30 protein-coding genes are annotated in these 24,460 nt (G+C 61.4%); 15 read left to right on the forward strand and 15 right to left on the reverse strand.

Translation table 11 applies throughout. The features are described 5' to 3' along the window. Positions 1 to 93: 93 nt before the first annotated feature. The 7 genes from CCE89_RS09600 (at position 94) to CCE89_RS09630 (ending at position 3,926) form a co-directional block, all read left to right on the forward strand. Positions 94 to 672 (forward strand): fasciclin domain-containing protein, encoded by a 579-nt coding sequence (locus CCE89_RS09600; RefSeq protein ID WP_086437789.1) that lies wholly within the window; start codon positions 94 to 96, stop codon positions 670 to 672. Positions 673 to 794: 122 nt separating this feature from the next. Then, entirely contained in the window at positions 795 to 1,199 is a 405-nt protein-coding gene (locus CCE89_RS09605) for a nuclear transport factor 2 family protein (protein ID WP_086437790.1), read from the forward strand. A gap of 97 nt (positions 1,200 to 1,296) precedes the next feature. Then, positions 1,297 to 1,638 (forward strand): hypothetical protein, encoded by a 342-nt coding sequence (locus tag CCE89_RS09610; protein ID WP_086437791.1) that lies wholly within the window; start codon positions 1,297 to 1,299, stop codon positions 1,636 to 1,638. 40 nt (positions 1,639 to 1,678) lie between these two features. Further along, a complete protein-coding gene (locus CCE89_RS09615; protein WP_086437792.1) occupies positions 1,679 to 2,059 on the forward strand; it encodes an EthD domain-containing protein in 381 nt (126 codons plus the stop codon). 152 nt (positions 2,060 to 2,211) lie between these two features. Next, positions 2,212 to 2,508 (forward strand): GIY-YIG nuclease family protein, encoded by a 297-nt coding sequence (locus CCE89_RS09620; protein WP_086437793.1) that lies wholly within the window; start codon positions 2,212 to 2,214, stop codon positions 2,506 to 2,508. Between the two features lie 204 nt (positions 2,509 to 2,712). Beyond that, complete coding sequence (locus CCE89_RS09625; protein ID WP_086437794.1) at positions 2,713 to 3,297, forward strand: hypothetical protein; 585 nt, start codon at positions 2,713 to 2,715, stop codon at positions 3,295 to 3,297. Between the two features lie 284 nt (positions 3,298 to 3,581). Then, a complete protein-coding gene (locus tag CCE89_RS09630; RefSeq protein ID WP_086437795.1) occupies positions 3,582 to 3,926 on the forward strand; it encodes an HPF/RaiA family ribosome-associated protein in 345 nt (114 codons plus the stop codon). Positions 3,927 to 3,948: 22 nt separating this feature from the next. Here the strand turns inward: CCE89_RS09630 and CCE89_RS09635 are convergent, their stop codons facing one another. The 3 genes from CCE89_RS09635 to CCE89_RS09645 all read right to left on the reverse strand — a co-directional run bounded on the left by CCE89_RS09635 (position 3,949) and on the right by CCE89_RS09645 (position 5,707). After that, the gene (locus CCE89_RS09635; protein WP_086437796.1) at positions 3,949 to 4,635 is read right to left on the reverse strand and encodes a leucine-rich repeat domain-containing protein; all 687 of its coding nucleotides are present in this window, start codon (positions 4,633 to 4,635) and stop codon (positions 3,949 to 3,951) included. A gap of 15 nt (positions 4,636 to 4,650) precedes the next feature. Then, positions 4,651 to 5,091: a GFA family protein gene (locus CCE89_RS09640; protein WP_086437797.1), complete on the reverse strand. Its 441-nt coding sequence runs from the start codon at positions 5,089 to 5,091 to the stop codon at positions 4,651 to 4,653. A gap of 61 nt (positions 5,092 to 5,152) precedes the next feature. Then, the gene (locus CCE89_RS09645; RefSeq protein ID WP_086437798.1) at positions 5,153 to 5,707 is read right to left on the reverse strand and encodes a hypothetical protein; all 555 of its coding nucleotides are present in this window, start codon (positions 5,705 to 5,707) and stop codon (positions 5,153 to 5,155) included. 146 nt (positions 5,708 to 5,853) lie between these two features. On the opposite strand from CCE89_RS09645, the gene CCE89_RS09650 reads away from it, so the two are divergent. The 3 genes from CCE89_RS09650 to CCE89_RS09660 are packed head-to-tail and all read left to right on the forward strand — an operon-like array spanning position 5,854 to position 7,114. Further along, a complete protein-coding gene (locus CCE89_RS09650; protein WP_086437799.1) occupies positions 5,854 to 6,288 on the forward strand; it encodes a COG3650 family protein in 435 nt (144 codons plus the stop codon). Then, a complete protein-coding gene (locus CCE89_RS09655; protein ID WP_086437800.1) occupies positions 6,285 to 6,668 on the forward strand; it encodes a hypothetical protein in 384 nt (127 codons plus the stop codon). The genes CCE89_RS09650 and CCE89_RS09655 overlap by 4 nt, the downstream gene beginning before the upstream one ends. A 38-nt stretch (positions 6,669 to 6,706) precedes the next feature. Further along, the gene (locus CCE89_RS09660) at positions 6,707 to 7,114 is read left to right on the forward strand and encodes a GFA family protein (protein ID WP_086437801.1); all 408 of its coding nucleotides are present in this window, start codon (positions 6,707 to 6,709) and stop codon (positions 7,112 to 7,114) included. On the opposite strand, the gene CCE89_RS09665 is transcribed toward CCE89_RS09660, so the two are convergent. Both CCE89_RS09665 and CCE89_RS09670 read right to left on the reverse strand, forming a co-directional pair. Further along, on the reverse strand, positions 7,111 to 7,455 hold the full coding sequence (locus tag CCE89_RS09665) for a DUF962 domain-containing protein (RefSeq protein WP_086437802.1): 345 nt from the start codon (positions 7,453 to 7,455) through the stop codon (positions 7,111 to 7,113). The two genes, CCE89_RS09660 and CCE89_RS09665, sit on opposite strands and share 4 nt — an antisense overlap. Before the next feature lie 30 nt (positions 7,456 to 7,485). After that, complete coding sequence (locus CCE89_RS09670; protein WP_086437803.1) at positions 7,486 to 8,931, reverse strand: S41 family peptidase; 1,446 nt, start codon at positions 8,929 to 8,931, stop codon at positions 7,486 to 7,488. A 228-nt stretch (positions 8,932 to 9,159) separates the two neighbouring features. On the opposite strand from CCE89_RS09670, the gene CCE89_RS09675 reads away from it, so the two are divergent. Further along, positions 9,160 to 9,744 carry a YbhB/YbcL family Raf kinase inhibitor-like protein gene (locus CCE89_RS09675; RefSeq protein WP_086437804.1) on the forward strand — a complete coding sequence of 195 codons (585 nt, stop codon included), beginning with the start codon at positions 9,160 to 9,162 and terminating at the stop codon, positions 9,742 to 9,744. Positions 9,745 to 9,777: 33 nt separating this feature from the next. Beyond that, entirely contained in the window at positions 9,778 to 10,026 is a 249-nt protein-coding gene (locus CCE89_RS09680; RefSeq protein WP_086437805.1) for an SWIB/MDM2 domain-containing protein, read from the forward strand. Here CCE89_RS09680 and CCE89_RS09685 read toward each other — a convergent pair. Then, complete coding sequence (locus CCE89_RS09685; protein ID WP_086437806.1) at positions 10,019 to 10,432, reverse strand: DoxX family protein; 414 nt, start codon at positions 10,430 to 10,432, stop codon at positions 10,019 to 10,021. The genes CCE89_RS09680 and CCE89_RS09685 overlap by 8 nt on opposite strands. 112 nt (positions 10,433 to 10,544) lie before the next feature. On the opposite strand from CCE89_RS09685, the gene CCE89_RS09690 reads away from it, so the two are divergent. Further along, positions 10,545 to 11,807 (forward strand): dipeptidase, encoded by a 1,263-nt coding sequence (locus CCE89_RS09690; protein WP_086437807.1) that lies wholly within the window; start codon positions 10,545 to 10,547, stop codon positions 11,805 to 11,807. A 23-nt stretch (positions 11,808 to 11,830) separates the two neighbouring features. Here the strand turns inward: CCE89_RS09690 and CCE89_RS09695 are convergent, their stop codons facing one another. From CCE89_RS09695 to dapD, 4 genes are all read right to left on the reverse strand, one after another. Further along, entirely contained in the window at positions 11,831 to 12,016 is a 186-nt protein-coding gene (locus CCE89_RS09695) for a DUF3008 family protein (RefSeq protein WP_086437808.1), read from the reverse strand. 2 nt (positions 12,017 to 12,018) lie between these two features. Beyond that, the gene (locus CCE89_RS09700; protein ID WP_086437809.1) at positions 12,019 to 12,243 is read right to left on the reverse strand and encodes a hypervirulence associated TUDOR domain-containing protein; all 225 of its coding nucleotides are present in this window, start codon (positions 12,241 to 12,243) and stop codon (positions 12,019 to 12,021) included. A 67-nt stretch (positions 12,244 to 12,310) separates the two neighbouring features. Next, positions 12,311 to 12,598 (reverse strand): hypothetical protein, encoded by a 288-nt coding sequence (locus CCE89_RS09705; protein WP_086437810.1) that lies wholly within the window; start codon positions 12,596 to 12,598, stop codon positions 12,311 to 12,313. A gap of 79 nt (positions 12,599 to 12,677) precedes the next feature. Next, positions 12,678 to 13,517: a 2,3,4,5-tetrahydropyridine-2,6-dicarboxylate N-succinyltransferase gene (dapD, locus tag CCE89_RS09710; RefSeq protein WP_086437811.1), complete on the reverse strand. Its 840-nt coding sequence runs from the start codon at positions 13,515 to 13,517 to the stop codon at positions 12,678 to 12,680. A gap of 167 nt (positions 13,518 to 13,684) precedes the next feature. On the opposite strand from dapD, the gene CCE89_RS09715 reads away from it, so the two are divergent. Beyond that, positions 13,685 to 16,090, forward strand: coding sequence for a S8 family peptidase (locus CCE89_RS09715; protein WP_086437812.1), 2,406 nt, complete (start codon positions 13,685 to 13,687; stop codon positions 16,088 to 16,090). A 60-nt stretch (positions 16,091 to 16,150) separates the two neighbouring features. Here the strand turns inward: CCE89_RS09715 and CCE89_RS09720 are convergent, their stop codons facing one another. From CCE89_RS09720 to CCE89_RS09740, 5 genes are all read right to left on the reverse strand, one after another. After that, positions 16,151 to 17,686 carry a VWA domain-containing protein gene (locus CCE89_RS09720; protein WP_234990026.1) on the reverse strand — a complete coding sequence of 512 codons (1,536 nt, stop codon included), beginning with the start codon at positions 17,684 to 17,686 and terminating at the stop codon, positions 16,151 to 16,153. A gap of 345 nt (positions 17,687 to 18,031) precedes the next feature. After that, positions 18,032 to 19,114: a phosphotransferase family protein gene (locus CCE89_RS09725; protein ID WP_086437814.1), complete on the reverse strand. Its 1,083-nt coding sequence runs from the start codon at positions 19,112 to 19,114 to the stop codon at positions 18,032 to 18,034. Then, positions 19,114 to 20,202, reverse strand: a complete 1,089-nt coding sequence (locus CCE89_RS09730) for a Zn-dependent alcohol dehydrogenase (protein WP_086437815.1) — start codon at positions 20,200 to 20,202, stop codon at positions 19,114 to 19,116. The genes CCE89_RS09725 and CCE89_RS09730 overlap by 1 nt, the downstream gene beginning before the upstream one ends. Continuing rightward, on the reverse strand, positions 20,202 to 21,536 hold the full coding sequence (locus tag CCE89_RS09735; RefSeq protein WP_086437816.1) for an acyl-CoA dehydrogenase family protein: 1,335 nt from the start codon (positions 21,534 to 21,536) through the stop codon (positions 20,202 to 20,204). Before CCE89_RS09735 ends, CCE89_RS09730 begins: the two co-directional genes overlap by 1 nt. Before the next feature lie 71 nt (positions 21,537 to 21,607). Further along, complete coding sequence (locus tag CCE89_RS09740; RefSeq protein ID WP_086437817.1) at positions 21,608 to 23,059, reverse strand: MFS transporter; 1,452 nt, start codon at positions 23,057 to 23,059, stop codon at positions 21,608 to 21,610. Between the two features lie 215 nt (positions 23,060 to 23,274). Here CCE89_RS09740 and CCE89_RS09745 point away from each other — a divergent pair, with 215 nt between their 5' ends. Then, a complete protein-coding gene (locus CCE89_RS09745) occupies positions 23,275 to 24,459 on the forward strand; it encodes an acyl-CoA dehydrogenase family protein (RefSeq protein ID WP_086437818.1) in 1,185 nt (394 codons plus the stop codon). The last annotated feature ends 1 nt before the right edge of the window (position 24,460 follow it).

The following is a 24,460-nucleotide window of genomic DNA, read 5'->3' on the forward strand; positions in this document are numbered from 1 at the left end:
ACGCCTGCACCGTTCGTAACTTAGACCGGACCGCGCAGGCTCGCTGTCGCGGCCGGACGAAATTTCGTAAGTTACGAAAGGATACCCCCTATCATGAACAAGCTTTCCATTGCGCTCGCTTCGGCGGCGTCGCTCGCTCTCGTCGCCTGTGGCGATCCTGCGGAAGAATATCCCGAGGAAGACGCCATGGCCGCCGACCAGATGGCCATGGACGAAGCTGCCACCCCCGGCACAGTCGTAGAAGTCGCACAGGGCAACCCTGACTTCTCCACGCTCGTCTCGGCCGTGACTGCCGCAGAGCTTGGCGCAACCCTCTCGGGCGATGGCCCGTTCACTGTATTCGCGCCGACGAACGCCGCGTTCGAGAAGCTGCCTGACGGCACCGTCGAAACGCTGACGACCGAAAACACCGAACAGCTTTCGAGCATCCTCACCTACCACGTGGTGCCGGGCAATGTTGACGCAGCCACGCTGACCCAGGCGATCACCGATGCGGGCGAAGGCGGCTACACCATCGAGACCGTCGGCGGCGGCACGCTCACCGCGAATGTCGTGGACGGCAATGTCGTGCTGACCGACGCGACCGGTGGCACCGCGACCGTCACTTCGACCGATGTCGAGGCATCGAATGGCGTGATCCACGTGATCGACACCGTGCTGATGCCGGCCTGATCGGCCCAGCAATAGCTGACAATCACCAGAAGCGGGCTCCGGGAGACCGGGGCCCGTTTTGCGTCGGTAGTACCTCCATTCCACCCTTGGAATTGCGCGCGGTTTCGGCATAGTCCGTCCCCATGACCGACACCGAAAGCAACCGCGCGCTCATCACCAGGGCTTTCGAAGGGCTTCGCAATGGCGACCCGTCGAACTTCATCCCGCTGTTCGACGAGGATATCGAATGGCAGGTCATGGGCTCTTCCACCTGGTCCAAACATGCAAAGGGTCTGCCCAATGTCGAGCGTGACCTCGTCGGCCCGCTCTTCGCACGTTTTGCCGGACCCTATCTCAACATTCCCGAGCTGATCCTCGCCGATGGCGACCACGTCGTCGTGCTGGCGAAGGGCGATGCGACCACGCATGAGGGCGCACATTACAACAACGACTATTGCTTCGTCTTCCGCATGGCGGGCGGCAAGATCGTGGGCGTGCGCGAGTATATGGACACCATCCTCGCCGATGCGGCGCTCGGCACCGGATAGCGCCAGGGCGTATCGGCGGCGCGCTTGCAGTCCGCGCCGGAAGCGGCCACCGTCCTCGCCATGCGCGCAAGCCGCGCTGCCGCTGAGGGACACGCATATGACCACAACGCTGGAAACCGGACCCGCCCAAATATTGGACGACAAGCGAGAGCGGCGCCGTCTGCCGCAGATCGGGCTGGTGCTGACCGCGACCTACCTGGTCGGACTCGTCGTCTATCTTGCTGTGCAGGGGCAGAACCCCGCCGAACTGCGGCTCAACGAGTTGGGGGACTTTCTGGGCGGGGTATCGAGCCCGCTGGCGTTCCTGTGGCTGGTGCTCGGCTTCTTCCAGCAAAGCCGCGAGATCCGCCTGTCCTCCACCGCGCTGCACCTGCAGGCGGCGGAGATGAAGCGCTCGGTCGACGAGCATCGCAGGCTGGCCGAGGGACAGCGCGGCTGACGCTCCGCGCGCACGGGTTTTGCCGATTGAGGATACGCACATGATCAAGCTGACATACTGCCTCCACCGCCTGCCGACGCTTTCGCGCGAGGAGTTCCAGCAATACTGGCGGGGGACGCATGCTCCGCTGGTCGCCGCAGCGCGCGAGGCGCTGGGCATCCGCCGCTACATCCAGCAGCACACGGTGGGAAGCGCGGTGGCCGAGGCGAACAATGCGGGGAGGGGTATCCCGACCGGCGATGGCGAGGACTTCGACGGCGTGGCCGAGCTATGGTTCGATAGCGAGGAAGCGGTCGCCGCCGCCGCCGCGACCGAGGAAGGGCAGAAACACGCGCGCATCCTGGCTGGCGACGAGGCGAACTTCATCGACTTTTCCCGCAGCCGCTGCTTCATGACGCAGGCGAACGAAGTGATTGGGTGAGGGGGGCGCTTTGGCTTGTCAGGCTAGCCGCGTGGAACCAGCTTCTCCACCAGCGCCCGAAGTTCGTTAGCGCGGCACGCCACACGGATTAAGAATCCGCAACCCCGTCATCCTGAACTTGTTTCAGGATAACGCCCCTCTACGCCCGCTGCATGGCCAAGGAACCCTGCGTCTATATCCTCGCCAGCGGCAGGCGGGGCTACATCTACATCGGCGTGACCTCCCACGTTCCCGGACGCCTCTGGCAACACCGCAATGATGTGTTCGACGGCTATGCCAAGCGCCGCAATTGCAAGCGGCTGGTGCGGATCGAGACGTATCCGACGATGGTGGAGGCGATCGCGCGCGAGAAGCAGTTGAAGAACTGGCATCGACAATGGAAGATCAACCTGATCGAGGGGGACAACGGCGAGTGGCGTGATCTGGCGGTGGAGATGGGGTTATCCTGAAACAAGTTCAGGATGACGTTTCTCGAAGCGAGTTCGCAATCTCGTGACACAAGTTCAGGATGACGTTTCTGGAAGCGAGTTCGCGCTGTGGTGACACAAGTTCAGGATGTCCCGAAGCGAGTTCGGCAGGACGAAACAAGATCAGCTTAGCGGCTGGGAGCCAAGCCCTTTCCTACTCCGGCATTTTCTGCCTTAAACTATCGGATGAGCACTCCGAAAAGCACAGCCCTCACCGCAAGCCCCACAACCAATCAAACCACCCCATACGCTGCGCGCCATCACGGCTGGTCGCCTGAAAAGCAGGCGATCTTCCTCCGCGCGCTGGCTGCCAGCCACTCGGTCGCGCAGGCGGCGCGGGTCGCAGGGATGTCGCGCCAGTCGGCCTATGACCTGCGCGCGCGGCTGAAGGGCGAACCCTTCGACCTCGCCTGGCACGCGGCGCTGCAATGCCGCTTCGACGCGCTGGCCGAGGCGGCGCTCGAACGCGCGCTCCACGGGGTGGAGGTGCCGCATTATTACAAGGGCGAGCTGGTCGGCACCTCGCGCCGGTTCGACGAGCGGCTGACCGTGGCGCTGCTCGCCATGCGTGAACGACTGGGGCCGCGCGCCGCGCCGCAGTGGCACCCCTCCGCCCATTATGACCGCAGCGACTTCTCCCGGCTGGTTGCGCGGGTGGAGGAGGGGCCGGCGACCTGGCACGAGGAATGGCTGGAGGATCGCGAGGCGGCGCTGGACGAATGCGGCGCTGAATGCGGGGAGGATGCTTCGGACGCGGGAACAGGCGCGTGATCGCGTTGGAAAAGTGTCAAGTGACCGGGTTGGCGCTAACATCATCAAAACACGGGCGAATACGTATCTGCGCGCGCTTGACAATGTGTCAATTGTGTCAAGTTTGTTGGAATGGGTGGCGCGCCGAAGCGTCTCCCCTCCCGCCTGCGGGAGGGCTTGGGGGTGGGCGATTTTTTCGCGCTACCGCTCCGCTACTTGAGCGCGTTTTTCGCGTCGATTTCGAGGCACCGAAAGCGAAATCGAACGTTGGTATGGTGAGAGCATCAAACGAGAGGAGCAACCCTATGCAAGTCCAGTTCAACTCCGACAGCAGCGTCATGGGGACCGAGAACGTCGCCGAACGGATCGAGGCCATGCTTCACACCAAGCTCGCCCGTTTCGAAGAGCGGCTGACCCGGATCGAGGTGCATGTGCGTGACGAGAACGGGGCGAAGGGCGGCGGCGATGACAAGGCCTGCGTTATCGAGGCGCGGCCGCGCGGCGGCAGGCCGATCGGCGTGACCGAACATGCCGGCAAGGTCGACGATGCGGCGCGCAAGGCGGCGAACACGCTCGCCCAGCGGCTCGAACGGCATTTCGGCAAGGGTTCGCGCCACGGGCACGATCCGCGGCCCGACAAGATGATGTAAAAAGGGTGCCCGGGGGCGGGCCCTAGCGGCTCGCCTTCGCGCCCTTCCACTTGCGGCCCGGCCAGGCGTCGGGGTCGAACCAGTCGCAGGCGAGGTCGGGTCGCGCATCGGCCAGCGCCATGAATCCCTCGAAGGTGGAGACGGCCTTGGCGCAGCGCAGCCGCTTCAGCTTACGGCAGGTGATGAGCGGAGAGAGGTCCTTGTCCGCCACCGAGGCATTGGTGAGGGTCAGTTCCTCCATCTCGAACCCGTCGAGCGGATCGAGGCTGGCGAGCTTTTGGGTGGTGTTGATCGACCCGTCGAGCCCGAGAAAGGTGAGACGGTTCTTGAGCGGGCGAATCCAGCCGAGGTCATGGAGATGCTTGGCATTCTCGATCTCGAGCCGAGTGAGGCTGGGCAGCCTCAGGATCGGCGTGAAGTCGGTGATGTTGCGCGGGCTGTCGATCTTGAGCCGGTGCAGCTTGGTAAGGCGGGTCAGCCCTTCGAGCGTCTCGGCAGTGACGGGCCAGGTAAGTTCGAGCCATTCGAGATTGGAGAGTTCGCAGATCTCGTCGAGGAAGTCCTGGTTGACGGCAGACGCTGTCAGGGTGCGGAGGTTCTGACGGGTGGAGATACCGCGGAAGCTCTCCTTCTCGCGGTGGTGAACGCCCAGCTCGGCATCGGGCGCGATCTTGAGCCTTTCGCTGAACTCGTCGGGTTCGGTTGTCATGCTTCAGGCACCGCTTCAGTCGAAGGTGAAGCCGGCGGCCTGGGCCTCGGCGATGACTTCGGCGCCGGTCTTGCGCTCTGTTTGCTGGGCGAAGGTATAGTAGGGCGGTTGCTCGTCGACGAAGATTTCCTCGGCGAGCGTGCGGTCGCCGACTTCGTCGAACAATCCTGCGAGGAACGAGTACGAGCCGGTCGGAAGGAAGCGATAGAAGAGGTTGCTTCCGCACTTGCTGCAGAAGCCGCGTTCGGCCCAATCGGAGGACTGGTAGCGCTTGATGTGCTCTTCGCCGGTGAATTGCGGTGAGGCGTCGGATTGCACTGCGAGATAGGCGCTACCGCACCAGCGGCGGCACATCTCGCAATGGCATGCCTCGAGGTGCGGCTTGGCAGGGGTGGCAGTGACGGTGACGGCGCCGCACAGGCAGCGACCGTTGAGGCGGGTAACGGGTTCGGTCATCGCGCGCTCTCCTTCGCCCTTGGTTTAGGACCGGCGCGAGAGCGGCGCAATGGCGGACACTTTACCGGTTCGACTGCGCCTCGACGTTAATGACCCGCGCCTTGCCTATGAGGGTCGCATTGCGCTCTGCAAACCGCGTGTGCTGCACGGCGGGTGCGGTCTTCGTGTCCGCAGGGGCGGCGGTGTTGTCCGTGTTCTCGAACACGCCTTCTTCGAGCGGCACGAAGTCGGCTGGCTGGATCGGCTCGCCAGCGTAAGCATTGCTGGGATCGCTTTCGGCCGCGAGAAGCTCGGTATCCTCTGCCATCCCGTAAGCTTCGGCTTCGGTTTCGGCACCGTAGAGAGGCTGTTCTCGCATCCTGTCACGCAAGCGTCCGTGGTAGGCGAGTTCGCCGACTTCGATCACGCCATCAGGCGTTTCCAGAGGATACTGATCGCGCGTCGCTGTCATGGCACGCGCTTCATCCGCTGTTCGCGTTTCGATCTCGTGCTGCGGGATCTGCTCCAAGGGGTTGGCAGTGCGGCCGATCGGATCGGCAGTTACGGAGGTGCCAATCGCAGCGCCTGCAAAAATGGTGAGCGGGATCGCGCCCAGAATCAGGGGCGTGCGCTTCATCGTCTGTCTCCAAATGCCTGTTTTGAAACTATAACACCTGGAACGCGACAATCGTTCCATCGCGCCGATGAATGATCGGGGGTGACGGGCGCCCAGCACTCGCCTAACACCATGTGTAAGGAAATCTTGGCCATAGAGGATGGGGGATGGAAAGCCTGCCAACGAGGATTGTGACCATGCTTGGCGCGATCGGTGCTCTTGCCGCATGCGGAGCCGGCGGCGAGCAACCGGGCGATGTGCCGGCATTCGACGGCATTGCTGAAAGCGAAATCATCACCGCGCTAGGGAATGAGCCGTTCTGGAACGCGAAGATTGACGGCGATACGCTCGTCTATTCCACACCAGAGAATATTGACGGGACCACGATCACCATTTCCCGCTTCGCCGGTAACGGCGGATTGGGCCTGAGTGGCACCTTTTCGGGCGAAGCGCTGCTGCTGGCCATCACCCCAGGCGAATGTTCGGACACTATGAGCGATCGAACTTATCCCTTTACTGCAACGCTTACGATCGGTGATGATCAGCGCAACGGGTGCGCTTATACCGACCAGCAGCCGTTCACGGGGGAGGATATGCCATGAGCTCGGCACAATACGGGGAAGTTTCGGTGATCTGGCGCAGGTTTTTCTGGGTAGCCGCCATCTTCAATTTCGTGATCGGCCTTGCTGGCATGCTGACCCCCGAGGCCACGATCGATGCACGGATAATCGGACTGCTCGTCTTCGCATTTGGATTGATCTATTTTCTCGTCGCGCGCGATCCGCTGCGCTTCGCGCCTGTTTTATGGGCAGGCGTCTTGGGGAAAGTCGGGGTCGTGGCGCTGCTCGGTCCGGATGCGTTCAGAGCAAGTGGCGACCCCATTATCGCTGGCGTTCTCATAGGAGACGCCCTGTTCGCGCTGGGATTCCTGGCGTTCCTGTTCACGCGCGAAGATGCGCATTCCGGCGCGCTATCAGAATAAGCGTTCAATAGAACGGCACGGAGAGGGGAGATAATGCGATGGGCCTGACCGGGGGATGCCTTTGCGGCAAGATCCGCTACGAACTGACGACCGATCCGGCGATGTGCGTCACCTGCCACTGCAAGAACTGTCAGCGACAAGCTGGCAGCGCCCTGTCCATAATCATCGCTGTGCCGGAAGGTTCGGTTAAGGTCGAGGGAACTCCGAAGACCTATAACGACACTGGCGATAGCGGCGCGACGGTGGGCAGGCAGTTTTGCGAGAACTGCGGCTCTCCCGTCTTCACCAGGGTTGTCCACCCGCCTGGCATGATGTTCATCAAGGCGGGCACGCTCGATGATACGTCGAGCCTCAAGCCTGCTTTCCACTGCTATACCAAGAGCAAGCAGGCGTGGATCGATCTCGGCGATATTCCCGGTTTCGAAACCGTTCCCGAGAGCCTTTAACTTCGCTCGTTATTTACTCCGGCGCGCTCAAGCTCCGGGCCGAGGCGTCCGATAAGCCAGAACAGCCACATCTTGAAGTCGGCGATCAGCGACCACAGCGGATAGGTAAAGGTCGCGGGACGATTCTTCTCGACCGCGAAATGCGCGATCCAGGCGAAGAAATATCCGGCGACCGGAAGCGCGACTAACCAAAGCCATGCGCCTTTGAAGATGGCCATCACCGCGATCGCAACGACAAGTGTAGTCCCGATATAGTGCAATGCGCGCGTCGAAGGTTTGCTATGCTCTTGCAGATAGAAGGGCCAGAACTCTTCGAAGCTGCCGTACTTGCGCTGCGTCATGACTTAATCGCTCTCCCGAAAGCCCGAACCTTAAAACAGCCCGGGGATCCTGTGCTGCGCTGCGTTCGGCTGCGCGGGTTGCAGCAAATCGCGACGCGGACCGACCGCCTGAGCCCCCTGCTTGCCGCTCTCCGCGATAGCCGTGCAGGTCCGCCCCGCAAGGAAATCGAGCGCGGTCGCGACCGAAGCCTCTGCCGGGTCGCCTAGCTGGACCGAGATGTCGTCAGCCGCCCGACAGGTGTTGGGAAAAACGCTGGCAAGGCCCGAGAAATACTCGCCCTGGCCGTTTGCGTTTTCGGTCTTGAAGGCGACCACGCGCAGGCGGTCGTCGCATTCGTCGCGGTCGAACCCGAACTGTCCGACCGGCTTGCCGAAAGTATTGGCGCCAATCAGCGCGGTGTTGTTCCCCAGGTAAGGGATCATGCTGTTGGCAACGAGCTCGCTCGCAGACGCGGTGCCGCCGCGCCCGATAAAGGCGATCTTTGTCGGAGCGATTGCGTTGGGCTCGCTCTGGAACAGTTCGGTTTCGTTCTCGCTCGCCTTGCTGTCGCGCAAGACCGTGCGGCTGAATACGTTGCCGACATTGCCGCCGCCCATCAGGTCGCCCATCAGCTCGGCAACTTCGACCAGGCCGCCGCCATTGTAACGGTAGTCGATGATCAGTTCGGTCACGCCCTCTGCCTGGAACTGGCCATAGGCTTCGCGCAGCTGACCCGCTGCCGAACTGACGATAAAGGTGCGAAGGTTGAGATAGCCGACCTTCTTGCCGCCATCATTAATGATGCGCACGCCGTAGCGGTCCGAGATGGGGTCGAGCGAATAATCGGCTTTCGCGATACTCTGCTCGACTGTCGTGCCTGCAGCGGTACGGAACTGGATGACCCGCGTGACGCCCGGATCGGATGGGCCGAGCGCATTGATAACTGCCTGGGGGCCGCCACTCGCCATAAGCGTCGAAACCGCCTGCAAGTTTGAGCTGGAGGTTCCGATAGCCAGCAGTTCGGTGCCACGGTCCATCCCCGCGCCAAATGCGGGCGCATTCTCATACGCCTCGAGCACGAAGACGCGGTTGTTCACGCTGTCATAACCAAGCCGGATGCCGAAACCTGCGCTCGAGCCCGAATTGATCAGCGCCTCTTCCTCGCTCTTCGACGTGATATAGGTGAAAAAGCGGTCACGGTCCTGTGCGCGGGCCGGCGCGACGAGTGCGTCAATATAGTCCTGTACGGTCGAATAGTTGGCCTTGTTGACCGAAGTGTCGAGCAGGTTCGGGAACAGATACCATTCGTTGATGATGCCGAGCGACCAGTCCTGTCGATCGCTGAGCGAGCAGGTCGCGGCGCCCCCTCCGCCTCCGCCACCACCTGAACCGCCGCCGCCGGAAACCCCGCCACCCGGATTTGAAGAACCACCGCCGCCACAGGCTGCAAGTGACGTGGCCGCGATTGCGGCGATTAAATTGCGACCCAAAGACATATTGTTTCCCTGCTCCGTAATCCAGGATTCTGCCTGGACGCTTAGGGCAAGATGCCGCCTGAACCGGCACTGAGCAACGACCGGAGGGCTCTCAAGGCGCAGATTTTTCGCCGATTGGCCCGGTTTGAGCACAGTTTACGGGGAAAACCGGTGCAAACGGGTGGCGTTTGCCTCGTCACACCCCTTCGAAGGGCCTAGCATTTTCAATCAAGAGGAAGGACGAATCCGGTGACAGCCGACGCTGACTGGCTCAATTCTGAATTACCGCCTGCCGCGCGGCACAAGGGTCTGGCAATCGCCAGGCTTGGCGACGCGCGCACCCTCGGCAAGGGAGGGTTTGCCCTGAGCAGCCCTGCCTTCAGGCCGGGGGAGGAACTCGATCCAAGTTTCACGGCCGACGAGGAAGACGCGGTCGCCCCCCCGCTTGAATGGACGGCGCCGCCACCCGGCGCTCAGGAAGTTGCCATTATCGTGGAGGATGCGACGAGCGACGGGGCAGAGCCACGTTGCCACTGGCTTGTCTGGGGTCTCCCCGGCCAGCGCGGCAAGATCTTCGAGGGGGAGGTTCCACCTCGAACCGGCAAGAACTCGGTCGGCAATTCGGAGTGGCTGCTGCCAGACCTCCCTTCCGACGAGACGCACACTTTCGTATTCCAGCTGTTTGCACTCGACCTGCCGCTTACCCTGATGCCAGGGGCGAGCCGGGACGAACTGCTTGCAGCTTTGGATGGGCATGTCATGGCCAGCTCCGTGCTGGTCGCCCGATATACCAAGTCGGAAGAAAACGACGACTGGGTCGATGACGATTTATAATGACAACGGCCATTTATAGGAAAGGAACTTAATATGGCTGGCAATAACGCCCTTCAGAAACCGGTGACGCTTTCACCGCAACTGGAAAACGTGGTCGGCAAGGGTCCCATGACCCGCGCCCAGGTTACCTCCAAGGTGTGGGAATACATCAAGGCCAACGGTCTTCAGGACAGCAAGGACAAGCGTCAGATCAATCCTGACGACAAGCTCGGCGCCGTAATCGGCAAAGAGCAGATCTCGATGTTCAAGATGACCGCTGCGGTCTCGAAGCATCTCAGCTAAGTTGTGAGCGTCGGCGACGAAGCGGCCAGTCCGTTACGTCGCCGACCCACAATGCGAGCCAGATCAGCACTGGCTGCGCGATCATCCTCGGCACGTGATAGGCGAGGCCGAGACCGCCGTCCGGGCGCGCCATGTCCATCGCGAAATGGTTGATGTTGGCAGGCCAGACGCACACCGCATAAAGCGCCAGCCCGATACCGCCGGCTTTCCGAAGTGGTGTTGAAAACGGCTGCAACAGCCCGGTCGCGCCGAGCAATTCGGCGATTCCCGTCCAGAACACGACAGCTTCCGGCCACGGCACTTGCTTCGGCATGATCGTCAGAAAGGGGTCGGGGTTGGCGATGTGCTGCCAGCCAGCCAGCGCATAAAACAGCGCGAGCATAATGCGCAGTCCCGCGCGGATCATGGCGCTCCCGTCCCGGTGTCGCGCATCGCAATCGTCTCCTTTTCTTGGCCCACGATTGCGCTATGAGCGCTGTAGCACCACCAATCTGCACTCCTATCATTCGGAGAGACCGATGAAAATTGCCTCTATGTGCGCTGCCAGCATCCTCGCATTCGCCAGCATTGCCGTGCAGGCCCAGACTGCGGAGGAAACCGCTGCGGCTGCGCTCGAGGCCGCGCCCGTATTCGACGGGCACAACGACGTGCCGATTCAGCTGCGCTCGCGTTTCGACAACCAGATCAACACATTCAGTTTCGAAGATACGACGGCCACGGGCGAGACGCATCCTGAAGGTCGCACGATGCATACCGATCTGCAGCGGCTGCGGACGGGCAAGGTCGGCGCGCAATATTGGTCGGTCTATGTCCCTGCGGCGCTCGACGAGCCCGAAGCGGTCGTCATGACGCTGGAGCAGATCGACGTCACCAAGCGACTTATCGAACGCTATCCGGAGGACCTGCAGTTGGCGCTCACGGCGGACGATGTCGAGATCGCTCTGGCACAGGGTCGCATTGCCTCGCTGCTGGGAATGGAGGGCGGACATTCGATCGGTTCGAGCCTCGCGGTAATCCGGCAGATGTACGATCTCGGCGCGCGCTACATGACGCTGACTCACTCAAGGAACACCCCGTGGGCCGACGCAGCGACCGACACGCCCGAGCACGACGGGCTCACCGATTTCGGGCGCGACGTCATTCGCGAGATGAACCGTATCGGCATGCAGGTCGATCTCAGCCACGTCAGCGAGAAGACCATGCACGACGTGCTCGACGTCGCCCAGGCGCCGGTCATCTTCAGCCATTCCGGAGCGCGTGCAATTAACGGCCACGCGCGCAACGTGCCCGACAGTGTGCTGGCACGCCTGCCCGAAAACGGCGGTGTGGTAATGGTGGTAGGGCTTCCCGGCTTCCTCAGCGAGGAACAGCGGCAGTGGTACGCCGCGCGCGAGGCGGAGAAAAAGCGCCTCGAAACGCTATGGCAGGGCCAGCCCGGAGAAGTCGAAGCAGCCCTCGCGGAATGGGACGAGGCGAATGAGAGCCCCGTCGCGACCATTTCAGACATGGCCGATCACATCGACCATATTCGCGATGTCGCAGGTGTCGCGCATATCGGTATCGGCGGCGATTATGACGGCATGCCCACAGGGCCCGAGGGCATGGAAGACGTGGCTGGATATCCCGCCTTGTTCACGGAGCTCGCCCGGCGCGGCTACTCGCAGGCGGAGCTGGAAATGATTTCCATGCGTAACGCGCTGAGAGCGCTGCGCGAGGCCGAGCAATATGCCGCGAGCCAGCGAGACAGTGCGCCGATCGAGACGCTGATTGCAGCTGACTGATCCAGGGATTCGGTCCGGGTACGCTAGTCGGCGTTCTCGGGCAGGTCTTCGCGCGGGGTGGACGCCATTTCGTCCAGTTCTTCCTCGCTCATGCTGTCATACATGTCCTTTGACGCACCCTGGAGTTCGGAGACTTTCTGCTCGCCGCGCTTTGCGGCCAGTGCCGCGCCTGCGGCTTGTTGCTGTGCCTTGGATTTTGCCTTGGGCATGATCAGGCGGCCTTCAATTCGCTGCCGAGCTTCAGGACCTCGTCGCCATCTTCCTGCTTGATGAGGTAGGCGGGGTTGTCCTCGCTCCCATCGCGGGTGACTTCATTACCCTTGAGCGTACGGGTCACTTCGCGCTCGAAGCGCTCCTTGATCTGTCCGTTTGCGGTGCCGTCGCCCCAATCCCATTTGACGTGTTGATCCGTCTGGAAGCTATTGGAATTGCTCATAATAATCTCCTGGTCGATACCAGGATGAAACGAGAATGGGGCGACAATGTTCCCCTGTTGGCTTCCCTTACTGGGCGTTGCCGCCGACTTCTTCGGTGTCGTCGAGACTGTCACCCTCTTCCATGATGATGCTGTCGGTGTTGTCGCCTTCATCATCGGTGCTGAGGATTTCTCCGGTGACAGTCGCCTCTTCCTCGACATCGCCCTGCGTCAGAGCGCCTGTCATCCAGATGATCGTGAGAAGGCCGATCGCCAGGGCGGTGCCGATGCCAAGAACCCAGCGCATACGACCGCTGGTCTCGCCTGCGCTTGCAGCGTCATCGTCGATATGAATTTCGTCGCCTTCTTTATGCACGACTGTACTCCCTGTCCTATTCGTCAATCAAAAGCTGAACGTTCCACGCAGTGCGATGTTCCGCGCTGCAGCATTTCCATCAATCGCGCAGCAGCTCGTTGATACCGGTTTTTGCGCGGGTTTGCGCGTCCACCGTCTTAACGATCACGGCGCAGTAGAGCGAGGGACCCGGCGATCCGTCGGGCAGGGGCTTGCCCGGAAGCGAGCCTGGCACGACCACCGCATAGGGCGGCACTTGTCCGCGATGAACTTCGCCGGTCGCACGATCGACAATCTTGGTCGAAGCGCCGAGATACACGCCCATGGATAGCACCGCGCCCTCGCCAACGCGGACCCCTTCTGCGACTTCGCTACGCGCACCGATGAAGGCCCCGTCGCCGATGATGACAGGTTCCGCCTGAAGCGGCTCGAGTACGCCGCCAATGCCGGCACCGCCAGAAATATGCACATTCTTGCCGATCTGTGCGCAAGAGCCGACGGTGGCCCAAGTGTCGACCATCGTACCTTCATCGACGAAGGCGCCGATATTGACGAAGCTTGGCATCAGGACAACGCCCTTGCCGATAAAGCTGCCGCGCCGCGCAACAGCGCCGGGCACGACGCGGAAACCGGCGTCGCGGAAACGGTTCTCGCCCCATCCGGCGAACTTCGATGCCACCTTGTCATAGGCGGGCTGTCCGGCAGAACCGCCTTCCATCACGCGATTGTCACGCAGGCGGAATGAGAGAAGCACCGCCTTCTTGAGCCATTGGTTGACCTGCCAATTGCCCGAGCCATCCGGTTCGGCAACCCGCGCCGCGCCGCTGTCGAGCATCTCGATCACTTCGGTTACGGCATCGCGCACATCGATGCTGCCGGGTGTCACGTTTTCCCGATCTTCCCATGCGGCATCGATCTTTGCGACTAACTCTTCTGACATGTCGGCTCCACCGGTTTTTCCGTCGGTCTTGCTGCTAGCGGCGGGCAGGGGGCGCGGCAAGGAGATAGAAAGCAAAACTCGCTAAAGAAGCTCGGGAGAAGCCCTTGCCCGGATCGCGGGCATGCGCCAGAAAGGCGAGGACAGGGGCGGACGAGAAGGGTTGCAGAATGTCCAGACCTGGCGGTTTGTCGCTTACCATTCGCGGTTTGACCGCGGTTTCGGCATTAGCCCTGCTTGCCGCCTGCGGGGGCGGTGGTGGCGGTGCCCCCATCAGCACGCCCGCACCGACTCCAAGCCCGACACCTACTCCCAGTCCTACCCCGACACCGACCCCTACGCCCGCTCCGCCTCCGACCAATTTCGACACGGCCGAGTATCGCCAATCGGACGGTCCAGCCCAGCACAATGCGATTGCTGCCTGGGAGGACGGGGTAACGGGCGGCGGATCCATTATTGCTGTCATCGATTCCGGCATTGATTCCGACAGCCCCGAATTCGCCGGGCGTATCCATCCCGATTCCACCGATGTCGTCGCCAATCGCGGTATCGACGGAGAAGACGATCACGGCACGAATGTCGCGCTCGTCGCGGCTGCCGCACGTGACAATACGGGGATGCTGGGCATAGCGTTCGACGCACAAGTGCTAGCGCTGAGGGCGGACGATGTCGGGTCATGCGGGAACGACACGCCGACGGATGCCTCGCTCAGCTGCCTGTTTGACGATCGCAGCATTGCCGCCGGAATTGATCTTGCCGTGAGCTCGGGGGCCAACGTTATCAATATCAGCCTTGGCGGAGGGGCGGCCTCGCAAGTGGTATTCGACGCGGTGTCGCGTGCCTCGGCGGCGGGCGTTGTCATCGTCGTTTCCGCCGGTAACAGCGGCGATGGGTCCGACCCTGACATCGATCCCGATCAGCCCGACCCCTTCGCCCAGAGCCTGCTCAATGCTGGCAATGGCAATGTCATCATAGTCGGATCCGTTAATGCCGATGGCGCGATATCGGACTTCAGCAATCGCGCCGGCAACAATGCCACCTTCTTTATGACCGCACGCGGCGAGGCGGTGTGCTGTGTCTATGACAATGGCGAGCTGTTCGTCGAGACGATCAACGGACAGCAGTTCGTAACGCTTTTTTCGGGTACGAGCTTTTCCGCACCGCAGGTATCGGGCGCGGTGGCGCTGCTGGCGCAAGCCTTCCCGAACCTTACGGGACAAGAGATCGTCGAGATCCTGCTCGAAAGCGCCAGCGATGGCGGTGCTGCCGGTATTGATGCCGTTTATGGCCGGGGCATCCTCGATATAGCGGCGGCGCTGGCCCCTTCCGGAACGACCACGCTGGCGGGGACGGGGACGCAGCTTGCGCTGTATGATGATGTCGCGATCGGCTCTGCCGCGATGGGCGACGCCATGCAGGGGCAGCAGATATCTGCCGTCATTCTCGACAAATATGACCGCGCCTATTCATACGAGCTTTCGGGCGGACTGCGGTCGGTCCAGTCGGTCGCGCCACGCCTTTACAATGCCGTCGAGCGCCGAGGCCGGTCGATGGCCGCAGGCAATCGCGCGGTTTCGCTCGCCTTTACCGTGGGCGATGGCCCGCGCGCGGCTGGCATGGACTGGGCGGGGCCCTTGCGCCTGACAGCCGACGAGGCAGATCAGGCGAAACTGCTGGCGATGCGCGTAGCAGCAAAACTCGCGCCTGCAACCGAGCTCGGCTTTGCCTTCAATCAGGACGCGAGCGGACTGGTTGCGCAGTTTAAAGGGCGCTCGGAAGAGGTTCAGCGTGCCGCATTCATGCTCGCACCCTCGGCCGGAAGCGGCTCGGGACTGGAGGCGCAGACCGACATTGCCTTCGCAGCGCGGCACGACCTAGGTGATTGGGGGGCGACGGTCTTTGCGCAGTCGGGCGATATCTGGCTCGGCGGCAATCGCCAGATCAGGGGCGAGTTGATCGAACGGATCGAGCGTGACGAGTTTCGCACTTTCGGCCTTGCTTTCGACCGCCAGATGCGCGGCGCCGATATTGCGCTTGGACTGCGCTGGATGGCAGAAGACCGCACCGTGCTCGGGGGCTTCTTTCACGAGGCGATCGGCGGCAGCGGCGCCGATACGGTGTTCGCCGATTTCGACGTAGCAGGCGAGTTGGGAGCGAATTGGACTATCGGCGCGCAATGGACGCAGGGTCTTACCATGCCCCGGGCCAACGGCATTCTGGACGCGGGATCGCGCATTAACAGTAACGCCTGGTCGTTCGACCTTATGCGAGAAGATACGCTGCGCGACGGCGACCGACTGGGCTTGCGCGTTAGCCAGCCTCTGCGTGTGGTGTCGGGCGGGCTAGACCTGAATCTGCCGATCGCCTTCGACTACGCGAGCGAGCGCGCGACAATCGCGCCTTACCGGCTCAATCTTGCGCCATCGGGGCGCGAAGTGATCGGTGAACTCAATTGGAGCAGTACCCTGTTCTGGGGGCATGCAGGGGCGAGCGTGTTCTACCGGCATGAACCGGGCCACTTCGCCAACCAGCGCGCCGATGTAGGCGCGCTGGTAAGCTTCGACGCAAGGTTCTGAGCCTTTCGGATCTGGGCGAGGTCATGTCGAAGCTCGGCCGCATCTCTTTCAAGTTACGGTCTATCGGGTCAGGCGAAGGTTACCGATGCCCTGTCCGATTTCTTCAAAAACGTCTTCCAGGTCAGAGCCGTCGCTCGTGTAAAAATGCTCCGATGTAGTCGCACAGCCAGCGACATCTTCGGTATCCTCGACATCAAGTGCGATGACCCAGATCGTGACCCCCATGGCCTTGGCCACCCGGCAGGCGGATTCGAAGCGGGAAAGATGCTTGCTATCGAGACTGCTCCAGCCCTGCGTGCGTTCCTGAAACCGCTCGATGCCATGAGCCGAATAGAGCGTTTCGCCTGTATCAAGCATCCCATCCGTCATGAAGACGATGTGCTTGTTGATCGGAATATCTCCCCAATAGTCCGGGTTTTCCGACGCGAAAAAGCCGTTGCGAGAGATAAATCGGGTGCCCCAGAGCATACCGACATCGTGATAGGTTCCGCCCGTTACCCTTGAGGTTGCAGAACCGATGGCGGAGGTGAACGTGTCCTCATCCGCATAGGTGCGAAGCTTCTGCGCTTCAGCGGGGCAGCCCGTTTGGACCCACGAACCGCCGATGCGGTAGAAGCGGATCCCGCCTGACATTGCGGTATTGCTGTGAGAATGTTTGGGCGGATCGTAGCGGCCAAACTGCAGCTCTGGCTCGTTGCCCGCATTGCCGGCGACCGTGTCGACATCGGCGAGAGTGATCTCGTCGTCGATTTCGAACGGGTCGATATCGTTTCCGATACTCGGACGTTCTTCGATACAGGCGTTGCCGCTGGTCCTGAACTCCTGAGTATTGCCGCCGCTATTGCCGCCGCCACCGCCGTTGCCATTGGTGTTACCGCTGTTCCAGCTCGACTGGTTGATATGCACCCATTTCGTGAAAGTGCATCCGGCAGAGAAGCAATCCGAATCCTGCCCCACCATCGGCTGGTCACGAAGAATGTCCTTGCTCTTGAGCGACCGACCGACATTCACGGTGTGGGAATAAGGCACGATGCCATAACGGGTGATGGAACCGTCATCTTCGTCAAGCGCACGGTAGAGCCCTGCGGCCGCCTCGCGCAGCCGAGCGATCTTTGTGCCGGAGCCGTTGCTCGGCGCATCTTCCATCGAGCCGGTCACATCAAGCACCAGGACGATATCATTGTGGCCGAGGTCGCGCTTAGCGTCGCACGAGGCGGCGATATCGATGGTCTCATATCCGAACACGCGCATTAGCGATGTCGGAACGGTGGCGCTTGCCGATGCCAGCAATTCCGAGCTGTCGTCTTCATTGGGTGCGATTGCGAACTCGACGTCGCGACTTCCCTGCGTCCCTTCACGGAAGTTGAACTCGAAGAACTTCTCCGCTTCGGCCTTGTCTGCGCTCGTCCAGTCCGTGCCCTTCATGCTCTGCCTTCCGGCGAGCACCGCGGCATCGCAGGCATTCTGCAACTGGGCGCGGGTCATGTAGGCGGCCGTGACGTCGATCGCCGAACCGATCATGATCGTGAGCGGGATCAGCGCTGCTGCCATCAGTGCGAGCGTGTTGCCGGCCGTATCTTGGCTCAGCCTACCCATCAAAGTGGTCATGAAAATCCCTTCCAATACTCGCAACCTGAGAAATACAGGATGAATATTAGTCTGGGCTATTATTTGAGTCTGAAACGAGTTGGTTGCCAGCGCGGTAAGAATTTACTGCGATTGCAAGGATAATACGAGAAAACTTCGAAATGTTAACATAAATTTGCCTTGATGCTTAGCCACAAGCTGCAAGGCGATCTGAACCTCGATGGTAATAGCCCTGTAAAGGGTTAGACAGCCTTGCTAGGTACGGTGGGCGTGCCTTTTGCCGCTGACCAAAACGCGAGCCAGTTACGGGTCGTCGTTTCGATCAGTGGCAATGGGCGGAAATTTATAAATTGGCTAGCTTGGCATCCCCGCTTCGCGGGCGAAATCATAGGCGCGCTCGATCAGCGGGGTAACCCGCTCGGACATCGACTTTGCATGGGCCGAGGAGGCCGTGCCATCGATGACGCGCTTCTTGATGCCCTGCATGATGCCGGCCAGGCGGAAGAGGTTGTAGGCGAAATACCAGTCCATCGGCGGAACTGGATAGCCGGTCCGCGCGACATAGCGTTCGACTGCCTCTTCCATCGTCGGAATGCCGAGCTTCTCGAGATCGAGGCTGGCGAGGCCAGCGCGTCCGTCGCTCTCGTTCTTCCAGTTCAGCATGAGGTAGCTGAAGTCGGCAATCGGATCGCCCAGCGTCGAAAGCTCCCAATCGAGCACCGCGATGACGCGGTTTTCGGTCTTGTGGAAGATCATGTTGTCGAGCCGGTAGTCGCCATGGACGACCGAACTTTCATGCTGCGGCGGGATAGTCTCCGGCAACCACTCGATCAGCCGTTCCATCTTGGGCTGATGCTCGGTTTCGGAAAGCTTGTACTGCTTCGACCAGCGGCTGATCTGCCGCGCGCAATAATCGGTCGGCTTGCCATAGTCGCCAAGCCCGATCTCGTCCGGGTTCTTGAGGTGGAGATCGGCCATGGTGTCGATCATGGCGTAATAGATCTCGCGGCGTTCCTCCGGCGTGTTGTCGGGCAGGGCACCGTTCCAAAGGCTGCGCCCGTCCGCCATGCTCATCACGAAGAACTTCGATCCGATGACCTCGGGATCCTCACACAGCCCGTAGGTGCGAGGGACGGGGAAGCCGGTGGGATAAAGTCCGGTCATCGCCGTATATTCGCGGTCGACCGCATGCGCGGACGGCAGGAGTTTCCCGAAGGGCTGACGGCGCAGAACGTAGGATGTCCCGGGAGTGTCGATCCGGTAGGTCGGGTTCGACTGCCCGCCCTTGAACTTGGTGTAGCTGATCGGTCCCGAAAAGCCCTCGACATTCTCGTCAAACCACTGGGTCAGGCGATCAAGGTCGAGCTGGTCCTTCTCCGGCACCTCGATCGTGCCGACCATCTCCTTGTCGAAATCGATCTTCGGCTCATCAGTCATCAGTCGAACACCACCACGCTTCGTGCCGAATGCCCCTCGCGCATCTTGTCGAACCCCTTGTTGATGTCCTCAAGCGGAATGCGCTCGGCAATGATCGTGTCGAGATCGAGCAGACCCCGCATGTAGAAATCGACGAGGCGCGGGAGATCGACCGGGAAATGGTTTTCGCCCATGATCGCGCCTTGCAGCTTCTTGCCCGAAAGCAGGTCCATCGCACCGAGTCCGACCTTGCAGTCAAGCGGCATCATGCCGAGGATGATCGCGGTGCCGCCACGCCGGAGCGAGGCGACCGCGAGATCCGCCGAAGCCTGTCGGCCGACTGCCTCGATGCCATAATGCACGCCGCCGCCCGAGATTTCGATGATCTGTTTGGCGGCATCGTCTGCCATCGCATCGACGGTGTGCGATGCGCCCAGAACCTTGGCGAGTTCACGCTTTTCGGGGAGCGGGTCGGCTGCAATGACCTTGCCGGCCCCTGCAATCTTCGCCGCATTGATCGCGGCGAGGCCGACCCCGCCGCAACCGACCACCAGCACGGTTTCACCGGGCGTGACCTTGGCCGCGTTGAAGATCGTGCCAGCGCCGGTCGTCACCGCACAGCCGATCACGGCTGCACGATCGAGCGGCATGTCCTTGTCGATCGCGACACAGGCATGTTCGTGGATCAGCATCTGTTCGGAGAAGGCCGAAAGGTTGAGCATCTGGTTGACCAACTCGCCACCATTGCGCGTGATACGCGGGGCGCCGTCGGCGCCGCGTCGCGTGTCAGCCCCGAGGCACAAGGCCATGCGGCCCGTGACACAGAACTCGCAATGGCCGCAGAATGCGCTGAGGCAGGACACCACGTGGTCGCCCGGCTTCACCGTCTTCACTTCGCTGCCTACGGCGCGGACCACGCCAGCGGCCTCGTGACCCGGAATGGCAGGGAGCGGGTGCGGATAGGCACCGTCGATGAAGTGAAGGTCCGAGTGGCAGAGACCGCACGCCTTGGTATCGATCAGCACTTCATGAGGAGCGGGATCGGCGATTTCGACGTCGCCGATGACAAGCCCTTCACCCGGTTTTTCGAGAATTGCAGCCTTTGCCATTAGCGCGCTACTCCCATGTCGCCGGAGCTGTAATTGTCATCGCCCGGAGCAGGCGCGCGGCCTTCGCGAAGTGCGTTGGCGGTCGGTCCTTCCTGCGGCAGGTGCTTGGCGAACTCCATTCGCGCGATCGAACGGGCGTGAACTTCGTCCGGACCATCGGCGAGGCGCAGCGTACGCTGATGGGCATAAGCGCTGGCAAGGCCGTAGTCTTCCGACACGCCGCCGCCGCCGTGCGCCTGGATTGCATCATCGATGATCCGGAGCGCCATGTTCGGCGCCTGGACCTTGATCATGGCGATTTCCTGCTTGGCAGACTTGTTGCCGACCTTGTCCATCATGTCGGCAGCCTTGAGGCACAGCAGGCGCGTCATGTCGATATCGATGCGCGCACGCGCGACCCGCTCTTCCCAGACCGAGTGCTTGTAGATCGGCTTGCCGAAAGCTTCACGCTCCTGCAGGCGCTGGCACATCTTCGACAGCGCTTCTTCGGCGACGCCAATCGTGCGCATGCAGTGGTGGATGCGGCCCGGGCCGAGACGGCCCTGCGCGATCTCGAAGCCGCGGCCTTCGCCCAGCAGCATATTGCTGACGGGGACGCGGACGTCCTTGAGTTCCACTTCCATGTGGCCGTGCGGTGCATCGTCATAGCCGAACACGGGCAGGTGACGGATGACGTTTACGCCGGGCGCGTCGATCGGCATCAGCACCATCGACTGCTGGGCGTGGCGCTTGGCCTCGAAATCGGTCTTGCCCATGACGATCGCGACCTTGCAGCGCGGATCGCCGAGGCCCGAGGACCACCATTTCCGGCCATTTATGACGTACTCATCGCCATCGCGTTCGATCCGGGTCTCGATATTGGTCGCGTCCGAGCTGGCGGTGAACGGTTCGGTCATCAGGAAGGCCGAACGGATCTCGCCGTTCATGATCGGCCGCAGCCACTCTTCCTTCTGCTCGAGCGTGCCGTAGCGGTGGAACACTTCCATGTTGCCGGTATCGGGCGCCGAGCAGTTGAAGACTTCAGACGCGAAACCGATGCGGCCCATTTCCTCGGCGCACAATGCATATTCCAGGTTGGTAAGGCCCGGACCTTCGAACTCGAACGACTCCTCGACGTGGTGATGACCATCATTGCGCGGCGGCATGAAGAGGTTCCAGATACCCTCTGCCTTGGCCTTTGCCTTTAGCTCCTCGACCACCGGGATGACCTTCCAGCGATCGCCCTCGGCATCCTGCTGCTTGTAGGTCGGCACTGCCGGGCGGACGTGGTTGTCGATGAAACCCTTCACGCGGTCGCGCCAGTATTGCTGACGTTCTGTCGGTTCGAAATCCATAGCCTGTCTCCTGTCTCTCTTGTCCTGTGATTGGTTTGACCGTGGCAGAGCCTAATGGCTGCGCCAAGTATTCATTTGATAGGTATTTCCTTGGGCGGCGGACGCGGCTCGCTGCCGGTCTTGGCCGCGGCGGCGAGAGCCGCCACGCGGGCCTCGTGCTCGGCGCGGTTGATCGGAAAACGGCCCAGCCAGTAGGCTGAAATCACGGCAAGCAGAGCCGAGCCGACACCGAAGTAGATGATGATGCTGTCGATGACGCCCTGCTCGACCGCGCCGGGCCGCGCATTGTTCGGCAATTGCGAGAGCGCGACGATCTGTCCGGTCAGGAAAATGCCCATGCCGGTGGCGCATTTCTGCACCAGCCAGTTACCGGAGTAGAAGCTGCCTTCCGCACGCCTGCCGGTCCGCTCGAGGAATGCTTCGACGATTTCGGCGATCATCGAGGATGCAGAGACCATGACCACGACCGCCAGCGCATTGCCCACGACGAGGAAGCAATACAGCAACACGGTCGAGGGAAGCGTGCCCACCTCCGGCCAGAAGCCCATCAGCAGCAGCAGATAGGGTGTGAAAAGCACGGCGAATGAGGTGAGGGCGGAAATCTGCGCGCTCTTGGGCTTGCCGAAGTTGCGATGCATCGGCCCGACGATGAAGAACATCAGGATGACCGATACGAACAGGACGATCGGATAGGCGATCAGTGCGGCTTCGTCGAACTGCCACACGAAAACGTTGAGATAGTTCGATATCGAGAAGGTCATGCCCTGAGCGACATAAGCGGCGAGACCGCCGACTGCGAAAATCAGGAAGGCTTTCTCGCTGAACGCCTCGAAAATCTCCGCGAAGGCACCCTTCAGGCTGAAGGGCGGCGGCTTTGTCTCGGGCAGATGCGCCACGAGCCGGTGTTGCCCGATAGCCGAGCCGAGCACCGATACCGCCATCAGCACCGCACCGAAAATCCCGAAGGTCACATAGCCGTCCCGCTCCAGCAGGCCATCGGCCCCGGGCATGAAGACGGTGTAGGCGAGCAGCATCATCAGAATCCCGCCGCACCAGCCCGACAGGTAGCGATAGCGGAAAAGCGTGGTGCGCTCGTCATAGTCCGAAGTGATTTCCGGGAGGAGCGAAACCGATGGAACTTCGCATGCCGAGAGGAGGACGCGCACGACTATCGCAATGCCAAGGAGCCCAAGGAAGCTGGGCGCTTCACCCCCTGGCGGAGACCACATGATGACCCAGGCAAAGGCGAGCGGGATCGGAGCGACATAGAGCCACGGCAGGCGGCGGCCCCAGCGCGTGTAGGTGCGATCGGAAAGATTGCCGAGAATGGGGTCGATTACCGCATCGACGAGCAGCGCGATCAGCAGCGCGAGACTGACCAGTCCCGCATCCATGCCCAGCACCTGATTGTAGAATAGCAGGAGGAAAAAGCTGAAGCCGGAATCCTTGACCCCGAATGCGACCGCGCCGAAGCCGTGAACCAGCTTCAGGCGAAGTGGCAAGGGGCCATTGGTAAAGCTCATGCAGCAGCGACCTGCACTGATACTCGCGATGCGAATCCGCTCACCAAAGCTCTCCCAAAACTCGTGTCCAAGGGTAAGCGCGCCAAGCGGTCCGTCAATCGAAACTCTCTGACGCTACGGCATGGCGACCTGATATAAGTCTGCTTGCGGCAGAGGGGCGAATCACCCTAACGTAAGCGTCAACATACCGGATTTTTAAAGGAGAGGATTCGACCATGTCCGATCAGGATCTCGAGACATTCCGCCAGGAAACCCGCGCATGGCTGGAGGCAAATTGCCCCCCTGAAATGCGCGAACCCGTCCGCGATGATGGCGATGTTTACTGGGGTGGACGCAACGCGACCTTCAAGAGCGACGCGCAAAAGGCGTGGTTCGAAGCATGCCGCGACAAGGGTTACACCGTGCCGGCATGGCCCAAGGAATATGGCGGCGCCGGCCTCACCCCTCCGGAAGCAAAGGTGCTGCGCGAAGAGATGGCGGCGATCAATGCGCGTCCGCCTCTTTCGAGCTTTGGCATCTGGATGCTTGGCCCGGCGCTCCTGCACTTTGGCACGGAAGGACAGAAGCAGCGCTTCCTGAACGAGATTGCTCGCGGTGAAATCCGCTGGTGCCAGGGCTACTCCGAACCCGGCAGTGGCTCCGATCTCGTTTCGATGCAGACTTTCGGCGAAGACAAGGGCGATCACTGGATCGTCAACGGTCAGAAGATCTGGACCTCCTATGCCGATCAGGCCGACTGGATTTTCTGCCTCGTCCGTACCGACAAGGAGAACAAGTACCAGGGGATTACCTTCATGCTGTTCGATATGGCGAGCGAAGGTGTCTCGACCAAGCCGATCCTGCTGATCAGCGGTAACTCGCCCTTCTGCGAAACCTTCATGGACGATGTGAATGTGCCCAAGAGCTACGGTGAGGACATTCCCGCCTATGTGGGCGAGATCAATCGCGGCTGGGACGTTGCCAAGTATCTGCTCGGCCACGAGCGCGAGATGATTTCCGCTACCGGCGGCGGCGATCGGGCCACTTCGCTCGGCGCGGCTGTTGCGCGCCAGGGCGAGCTTGACCCGGTGCTGCGCGCCGAAATGGCCATGTTCGATGTCGATGCGCTGGCGTTCACCGCGATGAGCGAGAAGTTCCTGGATGAAATCAAGGTCGGCAAGGCCCATCCGGCACAGCCCAACATGATGAAATACGCCGGGACCGAGCTCAACAAGCGTCGCCACGAGCTGATGATGAGCGCGGGCGGCAGCACGGCGCTCGAATGGGATAGCGACGAAACGAGCGGCGGCAAGCCGTCGCGCAACTGGTTGCGGACCAAAGCCAATTCGATCGAAGGCGGCACGAGCGAAGTCATGCTCAACGTCATTTCCAAACGCATTCTTGACCTTCCGGGAGCCTGAC

It is taken from the genome of Altererythrobacter xiamenensis, from assembly GCF_900177715.1.
In the GTDB taxonomy this organism is placed as follows: Bacteria; Pseudomonadota; Alphaproteobacteria; order Sphingomonadales; family Sphingomonadaceae; genus Erythrobacter; species Erythrobacter xiamenensis.